General features: G+C 47.5%; 10 protein-coding genes. 5 read left to right on the top strand and 5 right to left on the bottom strand.

The annotated features are described in order from the left end of the window. Positions 1 to 86: 86 nt before the first annotated feature. The gene (locus DYD21_RS00055; protein WP_116030620.1) at positions 87 to 2,513 is read right to left on the bottom strand and encodes a penicillin acylase family protein; all 2,427 of its coding nucleotides are present in this window, start codon (positions 2,511 to 2,513) and stop codon (positions 87 to 89) included. 419 nt (positions 2,514 to 2,932) lie between these two features. On the opposite strand from DYD21_RS00055, the gene DYD21_RS00045 reads away from it, so the two are divergent. Together DYD21_RS00045 and DYD21_RS00040 are read left to right on the top strand one after the other, a co-directional pair. Next, on the top strand, positions 2,933 to 5,524 hold the full coding sequence (locus tag DYD21_RS00045) for a M14 family zinc carboxypeptidase (RefSeq protein WP_116030616.1): 2,592 nt from the start codon (positions 2,933 to 2,935) through the stop codon (positions 5,522 to 5,524). A gap of 234 nt (positions 5,525 to 5,758) precedes the next feature. Next, positions 5,759 to 6,016: a GIY-YIG nuclease family protein gene (locus DYD21_RS00040; RefSeq protein ID WP_116030614.1), complete on the top strand. Its 258-nt coding sequence runs from the start codon at positions 5,759 to 5,761 to the stop codon at positions 6,014 to 6,016. A 263-nt stretch (positions 6,017 to 6,279) separates the two neighbouring features. Here DYD21_RS00040 and DYD21_RS00035 read toward each other — a convergent pair whose 3' ends face one another. After that, a complete protein-coding gene (locus DYD21_RS00035; protein ID WP_116030612.1) occupies positions 6,280 to 7,068 on the bottom strand; it encodes a DUF481 domain-containing protein in 789 nt (262 codons plus the stop codon). A 188-nt stretch (positions 7,069 to 7,256) separates the two neighbouring features. Here DYD21_RS00035 and DYD21_RS00030 point away from each other — a divergent pair, with 188 nt between their 5' ends. From DYD21_RS00030 to fabF, 3 genes are all read left to right on the top strand, one after another. After that, entirely contained in the window at positions 7,257 to 7,451 is a 195-nt protein-coding gene (locus DYD21_RS00030; RefSeq protein ID WP_116030611.1) for a hypothetical protein, read from the top strand. Positions 7,452 to 7,461: 10 nt separating this feature from the next. Continuing rightward, entirely contained in the window at positions 7,462 to 7,893 is a 432-nt protein-coding gene (locus DYD21_RS00025) for a hypothetical protein (protein ID WP_147303449.1), read from the top strand. A 102-nt stretch (positions 7,894 to 7,995) separates the two neighbouring features. Beyond that, positions 7,996 to 9,240 (top strand): beta-ketoacyl-ACP synthase II, encoded by a 1,245-nt coding sequence (fabF, locus tag DYD21_RS00020; protein WP_116030608.1) that lies wholly within the window; start codon positions 7,996 to 7,998, stop codon positions 9,238 to 9,240. A 42-nt stretch (positions 9,241 to 9,282) separates the two neighbouring features. On the opposite strand, the gene DYD21_RS00015 is transcribed toward fabF, so the two are convergent. The 3 genes from DYD21_RS00015 to DYD21_RS20940 all read right to left on the bottom strand — a co-directional run. After that, positions 9,283 to 10,392 (bottom strand): hypothetical protein, encoded by a 1,110-nt coding sequence (locus DYD21_RS00015; protein WP_116030607.1) that lies wholly within the window; start codon positions 10,390 to 10,392, stop codon positions 9,283 to 9,285. A 293-nt stretch (positions 10,393 to 10,685) separates the two neighbouring features. Then, complete coding sequence (locus DYD21_RS00010; RefSeq protein WP_116030606.1) at positions 10,686 to 11,921, bottom strand: M48 family metallopeptidase; 1,236 nt, start codon at positions 11,919 to 11,921, stop codon at positions 10,686 to 10,688. Positions 11,922 to 11,950: 29 nt separating this feature from the next. Next, positions 11,951 to 12,987, bottom strand: a 1,037-nt coding sequence (locus DYD21_RS20940) for a hypothetical protein (RefSeq protein WP_158551353.1), incomplete at its 5' end; no start/stop codon positions are given.

The following is a 12,987-nucleotide window of genomic DNA, read 5'->3' as shown; positions in this document are numbered from 1 at the left end:
TAAACCGGACACTATATTGTGGATTATTCAGGCCGAAGGAGTTAAATCTCCTTCGGCTTTTTTTATTTTTTAAAATCAGGACTGATTCACTCAAACCGAATGATCAGCGGAAATCCCTCTTTTTCTGATGGTTTTTCTCTCAGAAATTGCAGTTCGTAAAGGCCACCTGCCTGCCAGATTTCTACAAACTCATCGTAGGTTTTAGAACCCGGATTGCCGCTTTGTCCGCCGGGATAGACGCCGTAACCCCGCACCCCAGCCGGATCAAGCACCATAACCATTCTCCAGGAAGGACCATGACTGCCGCGGATGGCGTTGATTGATTCAGCACCTCCGCCGGTAAATACGTTTTCGATCCCCATCCCTGGAATCTGGCCGATATGGTTTAAGGGAGTCCGGTTTACATATCCCCAATGCCAGGGCTCTCCGGGTTCGCCATATCGTGAAGAGAGATGGTCGATCGCTTCTGTAAATGAAGAGAGAGCTAAATCAGCCAGAGTTTCCCGTTCATTTGAATCTACATTATTAAACCAGTCAGAGTCCGGATCTTGTGTAATAAGATCCACGGTTTTATCCCGATCCGGTCTTCGCATCGGGAATTCAGTATCATACTTATTGTCCCAGATGGCACGGTTTAACTCCAGCCACCATTGCCTGAAAACAGATGGCTCTATTTGATCCGCCGTGTTTTGATAGTTCCAGTTACGGAGCAGGTTAAGCAGCCCTGATTGACTGTCATCCAGGGCTGATTCGTTTATGTGTTCGAGCAAAACGGGCAGAAGCGTGTAAGCGTGGTAGCTAAATTCATCCATCAGCATCTCATCAAAATCCTGAACGGTAATGGAGTTCATATCCCGAAGCAGGTCATTGATTCGTCGTCCCCGTTCATAAGGTGCAAACGCCTCACCCAGGTAATGCGGGTAGTTTTCTGCTGTTGGAAATTGATTCGCAGCACTCAAAAATCCGCGCTCGGGATTGATCGAATATGGATTTTGTTCAAACGGAATGTACTCGCCCCAGTCGTAGCGAGAGTCCGATCCGTCACTAACAGTCCTTCCCTGGTATTCCCACTTCAGCGGAAAGCGCCCGCCGGTCTGCATTGCGATGTTGCCATCCACACCGGCATAATTCATGTTTTGTGCCGGTGCCTGATAGTTTCGGAATGCTTCGCGGAAATCATCAACATCCCCGGCTCGATTGAGCATATAAAAGGTGATCAGTTCATTGGACGGGTCGTGAGCAATCCATCGCAGTGCATGATCGTGCTGGATCGTCTGGCTGACCGGTGTCTCCTGTTCTGTTTCATAAACCGGCCCGTGATGGGTGAAACGAATCGTATCGGTTACGGCTTCTCTACCTTTTACAGCGATTGTTTCTGTGCGGAGGCTGACCTGTTTCCACTCCCCGTCATGCAGATATTCGTTTTTACTTTCATCCCGGAATGTGATTTCATACCAGTCCATTACATCAGCGCCGGTGTTGGTGGAACCCCAGGCAATCTGTTCATTAAACCCGACAATCACCGTGGGTGTGCCCTGCAGACTAACCCCATACACGTTGGAATCGGGAGTTCGAAGCTGTACCTCGTACCATATGGAGGGCAGGCTCATGTTCAGGTGCATATCGTTGGATAGGATTGGGTACCCGCCTTCCGTTTTTGAGCCGTCCACCACCCAGTTGTTGCTGCCGTTTAGCGGATCGGGCTGCCAGGGTTCAATCTGCTCTGTGAACCCGGCTTGATAGAGTGTGCCAAGCCGTTCCGGCAACTCGGCGGAAAACTCCCATTCGGTTTCCGGCGGAATGATTGGATCCATGAGCGATGGGCGGGTACTTAGAAATTCATCAACAAACTCCTCGCCGAAATAAGCCATTGTGTTGCTGGTCCTGAAATCATCGGAACGGCCAGCCAGCATCTGGGTCATATATTTGAGCAGAAGAGCGGTATTTATCGGCTCCCACCCGGCCGGTTTCACATTCAGAATTTTATACTCCAGCGGGTAGGATTCGTAGGTCAGAGTATTGATATACGCGTTTACTCCGGCAGCATACGCTTCGATTACAGTACGGACGGTATCATTTTCACCAATCTTTTCCATCGCCTGTTCCGCTCCGTAAAGCATGCCCAGCCTTCGCTGATGGCGATCGTGCTCAATCAGATCCGGCCCGAGCCATTCCGCCAGTTTACCACCGGCAGCACGAATCTGCAGCTCCATCTGGAATAGACGGTCCCGCGCCGTTACATATCCCTGGGCGAAATAGAGATCCTCATCATTCTCTGCAAAAATGTGTGGGACGCCGCGTTCATCAAAAAAGACATCTACTGGCTCATTCAAGCCTGCTTCATTTAGATTCAGTTCACCCGTTACCGATCGCGTTTCTGCGTTGGCCCAAAACCCTTGTGTAGGCTGGAAAAAGGCCCCGGCGGGTGGCAGCGGCCCAAGGGGAATAGATAGCAGAAAGACAGTTAATGCTGTTATAAGCAAGACAACCAGGAATGAAAATATATTTCTCATAAAGAATTATTGCAGATTTTGGATCAGCAACATCAGGATTGGAAAACGATTGTGCTCGTGATCCCAAACCTGATTTGTGATTTCCAGCGTAGTTTACAGCCCGCATTGTATGATTATTCCTTTCGTACGGGCTTTATGGAACCTACCCCAAGGTTAAACAAAAGTGATGAATATTGAAGGTGAAAGTTTTTATTAGTGATGTTAATTATTGGAGTCGGGGGATGAGTTATGAAGAGATTCATCGGAAAAAATCGTTATTCCTTTTATATAGAACTCTGCGAGGACCTGACGGACTCTTGCAGGTTCTGCTTTTTAAAACGCTAAAAGATTATTATTTCACGATTTTCACCTTTCACATTACCCTTCAATTAAATATTCTGTAAGCGGAACTCTCCAATTGTAAATCAACCATAAAAAGCATGCCACGACCCTTACTCCGTTTATCGCTCTTCTTATCAATATTTGCCCTGATCCCCGTTCTTCTTTTTGGTCAGGTAAAAAGTTTCCAGGATGTTGTGGGCCATGACTTTGGCGACCGCATCACAAAAACCCACCAGATTGCAGATTACCTTAAATACCTGGATGAAGCCTCCGACCGGGTAACAATTTTTGAAATCGGAACCACCTACAACCACAAACTACAGATGGGTGCTGTATTGACCCACCCAGATAACCACGCACGGATTGATGAGATCAAAGAGAACGGGCAAAAGCTGGATGATCCTCGAACAGTCTCTTCATCGGAAGCGGAACAGATTATCGAAAACCAGCCGGCGATTCTTTACCTGGCAGGATCGATTCACGGGTTTGAACTCTCAGGCACAGAGGGAGTGTTAAAGCTTTTGGAGCATTTTACCACATCGGATGATCCCGAGACTCTCGAGCAGCTTCGCAATACGGTGATGGTGCTCGATCCCAACATCAACTCCGATGGCCGCGATGCGTTTGCCCAAACCAATCATCAAATGCTGGGACGGACCGTTCACGCCGATAATGACGACTGGTCGAACGACTTCAACGGCTGGGAGGCTCGAAAATATCGGACCAGCCACTACTATTTTGATCTAAACCGCGACTGGTTTGCACATACACATAACGAGACCCGGAATCGTGCGGCTATTCTCCGCGAGTGGAGGCCGCAAGCCGGGGTTGACGCACACGAGATGGGAGCAAACACTGAGTTTTACGTGGATCCTCCGACTGATCCCGTCTCGCCCCTTTTCCCCGACTACGCCAGCAGATGGTTTGAACACTACGGCAATGCTCACGCCGATATTTTTGATGAGAACCACGTGGAGTATACGAAAGGTGAGATCTTCAACTTTTTCTACCCGGCCTATTTTACCTCCTACATGACTCACCAGGGAGCGGTTGGAATGCTGTATGAGCAGGGATCAAGCCGTGGTTTTGGCCTGCAATTGTCAGATGGTTCGGTTCGTACGCTGGCGGACGCGGCTCATCAGCAGTACCTGGCGTTCCGTGCGATGGTGAAGCTTTCAAGCGATCGTCGTCATGAACTCATTACGGATTACTACCAACAGAACGTCAGCGCGATTGATGCCGGAACCAGCGGCACGGTCCGGTACCTGATCAAACCGGAAGGAGATCCCAACCTGGTGGCTGAAGCCGTGAATCTGCTCATGAGAAGTGGTGTAGAGGTATACAGGCTGACGGGAGAGTCATCCATCCGAAACACGACAGACCGAAACGGCGAGTCGTTGGGAAGTCACACGTTTGCAGAAGGCACCTACATGATTGAAGCCTCACAGCCGCGACACAGCTTCATCAGAAATATACTGGACCCCGAAGTACCGATGCCCGAAGAGTTTCTTGAAGAGGCGCGTAAGCGGGTGGATCGAGGCGAGAATCCGCGTTTTTATGACATCACATCGTGGTCGCTGCCGCTGCTCTACAACCTGCAGGGATTCAGCACAACGAGCAGCAGTTCCGTCTCCGCCGAACGGGTGACAGAGCCGGTTCAAACCGGAAGCGACACGCCTCTGCAGCGCGCCCGGTACGCTTATCTTATTGACGGAAACCAGTCGAAGGCGCTATCCGCTATTCCCTACCTTCGGGAGCAGGATATCCGAATCCATGTACTTTTCAAACCCACGCAGGTGAACCAAAAGCCGTACGCATCTGGAACCGTGATCGTTCGGACCGATGGCAATATTGATGATGTACATCGTGCAGTGTCGGAGCTGAGAGATCGGTTTGGTCTGGATGTGGATCCGGTTGACAGTGGCCAGGCGGATGAGGGATATCCGCCATTGGGATCTGTTGAGGGAACCCGGATATCAGAACCGAAGATTGCGCTGATTGGGGATCACCCGATTGACGCTTACTCCTTTGGATGGGCCTGGCACACACTCGATCGTACCTATGAAATTCCCCATATCGTGATGAAAACCCGCTCACTTGGCAGTACGAAACTGGAACGATTCAACGTGATTGTACTTCCCGAGATTTCAAGTGCGGGTCAGTTTGCTGAAATGCTGGGTGAGGATGGAATTAGCCGCCTGCAGAGATGGGTTCGTGACGGCGGAACACTGGTGGCCATTGGATCGGCTACGGATTTCGTGCGAAATCAACTTGAACTTACCGAATTAACCACTTGGTACGACAAAGAAGAAAATGAAGATGCTCAGCGAGTCACGGTTCCCGGGGCATTTTTTCAGACGGATCTGGATGAGGAAAACTGGCTCACATCCGGATATTCGTATGGATTTCCTGCGCTGATCAATTCCAGCCGGATCTATACAAAACCCGAAGGCGCTCCAACACCCCGCCGAAATACGCCGATTCTGGTTTCAGAAGGCGAATCGAAACTTTCAGGCCACGCCTGGGATGAGAATCTTGAACGAACCCCCGGCAGTGTCTTTGCATATGAGGAGCGGGTCGGCTCCGGACGCGTCATTGCCTTTGCTGAAGATATCAACTTCCGCGGTTACTGGCGGGGTGCGGATCGCCTGTTCCTGAATGCGGTGATTTTAGGGCCGAGTGCGCCGTGAGGAGGTTTGAGGTGATAGATTTCAGATAATAAATTGTATTATGCCACGGTGCGGTATCTTTGATATTGTGAAAAGCGGAGCTTTACGTGCGAGCGTTTCGGTGCAGAGCACCGGAACGAGGAACGCTGTGAGGAGAGACATGGAATAACTCTTCCTTTGTTACCTTTGCAAAAATCCTTTGCCCCCATCGTGGTTATACCCGATGTTAATGAAAAGACCCGACCACACAATCAAATGAAAGAAACCTGGTTCACATATATTATTCGATGTACGAATGGCAGCCTTTATACCGGCAGTACAAATCATGTCATCCGACGATGGCACCAACACAGGCAGGGTACGGGGGCTAAATACCTAAAAGCACACAAACCGAAGGCAATGGTGTACATGGAGGAGCTTCCTGATCGTTCTGCCGCGTGCGTACGGGAATACGAGATTAAACAGTACTCAAAAGAAAAAAAGGAGTCTCTGATTGAGAGTTCAGGTGTTTAGCTCATATTTGGATTGGAAACCAAGCGATCTGGCAGAGATCGCGGCTCGGGGTACGCGATGTGACTAATCAGGGTTTGTGTCTCACAAAGAGTGATGCCGCCCATAACGAGGAGAGAAAGCAGAGCTTTATGGGTAAGCGTTTCGGTGCAGAGCACCGAAACGAGGGGAGGAAGTGATGAAATTTAATCATTGATAATAGGCCTCGCCGAGCAAAACAGGAGATCGCCGGTCGGGGCCTGTGATGTCGTTGATAGGGTTTGGGTCTAAAAAGAGATTATCAAACCGTTGCGTAGTGTATACGTGAGGTTTGGAATATCAATGACGGGCTCAGTATCGTAGGTAAGTGTAAATCGAACGCGATAGGTGAGATGGCGTGATATTCTCATGTTAAGCTGATTCTCTGACGTAACACGGGGTTTCAGAAACTGATCGGGCCTGGCCTGGTAGTATCCGATCATTAAAAGCTGGGTGGTTTCGCTCAGCTGTCCCCGGATAGCGACGTTTGATGTGCTCTTGATGTATTCATTCACAATATTAGGCTGTTCCTGGGTGCCCCACTTTTCGTGTTCATACATCAGTCCTGTTACCACGCTCCCGCGAATATCATCCCGGTTCAGAAACCTGTACCGAACTGAACCACCCGCCAGAAAGCGTTCTTTCAGGCCAAGATTTTCATTGTATTGAAACTGTGTGAAAATTTCTGGTGAAAACCGGCGCTGCTCAACAAATGTGCCGCGCAGGTGAAAATAACCGTTGCTGATTACGCTCGAACCATCCACATTGATCAGTTCCACACTGGTTAAAAAGAGATAGCGGTGCTTTCCAGTGAAATAGGCGGCATTGGTCTCGTTGCCCAGCTTAAAAACCTGCTCGTTGAATTTGCTCAGACTCACATCAAATACGGTTTCTCCGTTCCAGGCGGCTGTGGTATCAGCGTCGGCCTGGGTGCGGAAACTCTCAACATTCAATACCTGTGCCTGAAGTACAGAAACTGAAACAAGAAAAAATACAGACGAAAAAAAGAAAGCGATAAAACGGGTTGATATACTCATATCGGTTTAGAAAAGAAATTTATTAAATGGGGTTATTTTTTTTAATCAAGCCGTGAAAGGTACGAAAGAAGAGGTTGACCTTTAAACTTTGGTCTTTAAAAATGATTCTTAACCTGTATAAAATTCTTGAAACTTATTTTATTTGAATAACTTATACTACTGTTAACCTTTAAATAAAATCAGGAAAAATGAAAATACTTGGGTATATACTTTCAATTGGTGGTTTAGTGGGTGTAATCTTTTTCACATACGAATATATGCAGGAATCAGAATCTTTTGAAGTATTGGGTGCTGATGTTGCAGTGAGTACCGGCGACTGGATACCGATAGTCATTTCTGCGCTGGTTATGGTAGTTGGTATATTAATGAGTCGTGGCAAGTAACCATTGAAGTTTGATTGAGAAGATCCGGAAATCAATCCCGTACTTGCTGCCGCTGGTAGCGCTGGTGCTGGTACTGGCCCTGGTTTTATCACGCATTATAGATCCGGGGTCAGCACCGCCAGAGCCGGGAATAACTATCTCTGCTTTAGAGGCCGGGGAACACATCGGCACACCTGCTGAAGTATGCGGAACTGTGGTCTCGGCTGACTATATAACGCAGTCTGATGGCACCCCGACGTTTCTCAACCTGGACAAACCCTATCCTGAACCGGCGTTTACAGGGGTAATCTTCGGGTCAGACAGACATAAATTCCGTTCTCCTCCGGAAGAGTTTTTTTTAAACCGTTCCGTTTGCATTAGCGGAACGATACGCCTGCATAACAACCTGCCACAAATTATAATATCTGATCCGGAACAAATTTCTCTCAGCAACCACCGTTGACTTTTGCACTGTTTGAGTAAGGCACAATTTCAATACCACTCATTTCTGTCTTATCTTTCAAAAAGATTTCAGTAACAGCTATAAAAAATTTAAACGTCTACAATGAAACGAGTTGTCGTAACAGGTCTCGGTGCTCTTACACCGGTAGGTAATAATGTAAACGATTTTTGGAATTCGGTAAAAGAGGGGCAAAGCGGCGCAGCCGGAATTACGAAGTTTGATGCTTCGAGATTTCGCACTCACTTTGCCTCTGAACTGAAAGAGTTCAACCCAAAAGAAAAACTTGATCGAAATGAGATAAAGCGAACCGATCCCTTCACCCAATATGCACTGGTTTCTACTATAGAAGCGGTGGAAGATTCAGGGCTTGATTTCGATTCTATGGACCCTTTTGATACGGGTGTAATCTGGGGGACCGGTCAGGGCGGAATGTTAACATTCGAGGAAGAAGTCCGGAACTACGCAGCCAATGATTTTGAACCGAGATTCAGCCCATTTTTTGTACCCCGCCTCATTATGAATATGGCCGCCGGCATGATTTCCATGAAATATGGATTGATGGGCATCAACTACTCAACTGTATCTGCATGCGCCACATCCAACACCGCAATTATGGATGCGTTTAATTACATCCGGTGGGGTAAAGCGAAAGTGATTATTACCGGAGGTTCCGAGGCGCCGATCACGGAGGCTTCATTTGGAGGTTTTTCAGCGATGAAAGCGATGAGTACAAGAAATGATGACCCCGCAACCGCATCCCGGCCGTTTGACACCGATCGCGACGGATTTGTGATGGGCGAAGGTGCCAGTACTCTGATCCTTGAAGAATACGAACACGCCAAAGCCCGCGGTGCAACGATCTATGCAGAAGTATCTGGTGCAGCTATGACCGCCGATGCCTATCATATTACAGCAACGCACCCCGAAGGACTTGGAGCGGCAGAAGGGATGAGACGCGCACTGAAGGATGGGGAATTGAATCCCGAAGATGTGGATCACCTGAATATGCACGCAACTTCTACTCCGGTAGGCGATATCAGCGAGATCAAAGCCATTCAAAAAGTATTTGGTGACACCCCTGATCATCTCAGTATTACGGCAACCAAGTCGATTACCGGTCACCTGATGGGAGCAGCCGGAGCGGCAGAGGCTATCGCATCAATCAAGGCGATTACGGATGGAGTGATTCCCGGTGTGATAAATACAGTAAACCGCGATCCGGAGGTACCGGAAAGTATGAATATTGTATTTGGCGACTCAATCGAAAAAGATGTGAATGTTGCGATGAGCAATACATTCGGATTCGGCGGCCACAACGGTATCGTAGTGTTTAAAAAGTTCAAATAACATACTTGTTATTGCCGGTTACTGCCCGGGGAACACATAAAATCATCCGGGCAGAATCAGGCCGAAAAGTATTCCATCGCCGGTTCCATAAAACCGGTCAGGATCGTCGGGAACGTTGCTGATACTGCTCAGCGAATTGATTCTCTCGCCTGTATCACCCCGAACCAGCACGTATCGTGAGGATAGTGTGTAGGTCCCAGATTTTTCGGTTTTCAGATGAAATAGCTCACCCTGACTGAAAACCAAAACATCTCCATGATCTGTAATATGGAGATAATCAATCAAACTGCGGACACTTACAGCTTCCCCCATAACGGGCTGAAATGGCGAAAGAGGCGGGTTCTCAATTGCGGCGAAAGGCTCTTCATCAAATAGAATGGTGTGACTGTGTTCAAACTCATGGAAGATAAAGATATATGGAAGCGCCGGATATGCAGCAACAATGGAATTTTCACGATTGATTGAAAAAGTGAGGTTGTTAAATCCGCCGGGTTGCTTGCCGGAAGGAATAATACGCGGCATCAGTTCTTCTGCCGTTGTGTGCGCCTGATCATTCCGAACAACTGTAAGCAGCTTTTTGTCCGTTTCTGAAACGCGAAATCCGGTTGCTTCATCAGGCTGATACAGGATGTATGAGCGGTTCATTCCAACGGATCCGGGCATAAAATACGGGTTCCGGAAAGATACTGACTCCTGATATTCGAGCTGTGAATCAAAACGTGCCAGTGTTTTCTCATCATCATCATAGACATACAGATTGGTCCCGTCGCTCATAATCGCTGTGGGTCTGCTAAGTTGATCCCCGCTATTCAAAATGCGGATGGATTCTCCCTCTCGATTCAGCACATAAAGCTCTGGGTTGGTATACTCCAACACAACAAGCTGTTCGCCATGTACAACAACCTGGTCCGGGCCTCTGAATCTGCGGGTTTCTCCTCCAATTGGAAAACGGTCTACAACTTGTCCGCCCGGCAACATAAGTGTATCAGCACCCGATTCATGCAGATTAATACGGCTAAAAGGAGCACCGTTTAAAAGCTGGTTGAGCGTTTCAGAATCGGTATCAGGTGGCGGTGGTACCTCTTCCCTTCCGCAGCTAAGGAAAAGAACAGATAGAAGAACTGTTAAAAAGCCTGAAAATAGCTTCTTCATCCAAAAATCATCCGTTATGTTATGAGATGGAGAACTCAATAATCTAAAACCTATAATGCAATGGGCCCCAATATTGTGAGCCAATATACGGAACCACTTTTAATTTACAATCGGCAAAACTATTGCCATCGAAAGGGTGAGCTATTCAAAATAGATAATCGGTTGATTTAACCTTGTATCATATCCTGATCCAGTAAAACTCGATATTAATTACACATTCGATGTCCATGCAACATTTTGTCGATGACACGATAAGAACGTGGTTCCTGAAGGTTTTGCATAATTATAATGTTTTAACCGGATCTCCGGATCGATTCAATCCGCCGTAATACCGGAGGATGGGAGTAGTTCAGGAATACGTAAAATGGATGTGGAGTTAAATTACTCAGATTATCTTTTGAGAGTTTTTTCAACACGTTCACCATCTGTTCCGGCTGGCCTGTGGTGGATGCCGCATAATGATCCGCTTCGAACTCATGTTTACGGCTCATCATCTGCATAAAAATACCGAGCAGTGTCTCAACCGGTGAGTAGAGCAGGCCAAAGAACAAAAGACCGGCGTATACACTCATCTCCTCCATAAAAAAGGCATCAAACAGCGCGGGCACCTGCAGAAAAATGGAGAGCAATGCGAACATGATCCCTGTATGGAGTGTGCTGATCACCATATTTTTTACGATATGTTTCTTTTTATAATGACCGATTTCGTGAGCCAAAACAGCCACCAGTTCTTCCGTAGTGTGATTTTCAATCAGTGTATCAAAAAGTGCGATTCTCTTATTTTTTCCAAAGCCGGTAAAAAATGCGTTTGATTTCGATGATCGTTTGGATCCGTCCATCACATAAATGCCCTGCAGCGGAAAATCTACTTTTTCGGCATAGGCTTCGATTGCCTGCCGAAGCTCTCCATCTTCAAGCGGTTCAAATTTATTGAAGAGCGGCATGATCCAGGTGGGGGCTATGTACTGCATCACCAGGGAAAAAGCCGTAACTGCGAGCCAGGCATAAACCCAGGCCCAGGTACCTCCATATTCAAAAAAGGCGATAATTCCGGCCAAAAGCGGTGCACCGATTAGCAGAGAGAGCATCATTCCTTTCAGGCGGTCCATCACAAATGTTTTGCCGTCTGTTTTATTGAAACCAAATCGCTCCTCAATCACAAAGGTAGAATAGACGCTGAACGGCAGGGAGATGACTATTTTAGCAACAACCAGCGCACCGATAAAAATCAGGCCGGTGCCGATCACACCAAATTCAAATCCTCGCGCCCACTGGTCGAGCCAGTTAAAGCCGCCTGCAAACCAAAATGCAAGCAAAAGCAGCAAGTCGACGGTGCCGGTAAGAAAGCCAAACCGGGTGTTTACGCGTGTATACTCCTGGGATTTTGCATATGTCTGCTCATCATAAACATCCTCAAATTCATCCGGGAGTTCGCGGCTCAGCGCCTTCAGATTCAGGCGGTTTGAGATGATTCCCAGCGTAAAATCGATCAAAATTGCGGCCAGGATAATGATGGTAAAGATGTTCATATATTCTGAAAAATGAGGTGATAGTACGCTTATTCCAATACTTCAAACCGGGTGGTACGGTTCATCGTCTGCGAGTTATGTACATCGGTGATTTGAACACGCAGCTGGTAGAGGCCGGGATTAAGATCTGCCGTTTCAATTTCAAGATCTTCAGTGAGGCGATTTTCTTCGCTTGTAAAGTTTAGCGTAAGAATAAACTCGGTTTGATCGGTGAGAACCTTCCCGCTCTCATCAATCGGAAGAATACGGTAGGTGAGCTCAAACCGCGAGAAACCGTTGGGTTGTACAGCGAGATTATACACTTCAAAATGGAGTACAAGTGTTTCCTGCCATGGAATGGTTTGATTATTGGCAACAGTGAAGGGTAAGAAGTGGTCTGATGGTTCTTCACGCAGATCATATCCCAGCACGAGATCCGCAAGCTGAAGTGAATCGGGGTTTGCCAAAAGCGGCTCAGGTTCACGGTAATGAATACTTCCGAGTCCGCGGGTGCTTTTCGGATAGGGTGTATCGAGAGCGGCAGATTGTGAATTCGGGTCGATATTTTTTAATTCCGCAGAAACCGAACGCTGACCACGTTTGTTGTGCGGTGATGTGAAAACGGTAAGTGCACCGGGCAGAAATTCATTTCTAAGAATCCTGAACGGAGCTTCATCCGACTTTATATTTTCAATCAGCCAGCTGGAATCATACGATTGCAGACTATGCTCCAGGACATACTGTGGAACGAGTACATTCACGGAATCTGAACGAAGTAAGCTTGCTAAGGGGATATCATCGGGTCTGTTTCTGGAGAAATCGATCATAAACGCCTCACGGGGTTCGCTTTCGATAAACGTGACCAGGTATGGAGTTTGATCTTCATCCAGAAATCGATACTGATAAACTTGTAACGGAATTTGGGGAATTTTTGCCTCATTGGTGGAAATTTGACGAGGTGCCTGAAGTGCGCGCTGACGAATGAGTTCGGCACTTTCTGCCTTAAAACTGAGATCGAGCCCGGAATACACCTCCTGGCGCTGATCCAGAATGCGCTCGCGAAGATTGTTCAGGCGATTTTCAAAAA

The organism is Rhodohalobacter sp. SW132, from assembly GCF_003390325.1.
In the GTDB taxonomy this organism is placed as follows: domain Bacteria; phylum Bacteroidota; class Rhodothermia; order Balneolales; family Balneolaceae; genus SW132.
Note: the sequence above shows the minus strand (reverse complement) of the source record. Positions and strands in the feature narration are given on the sequence as shown.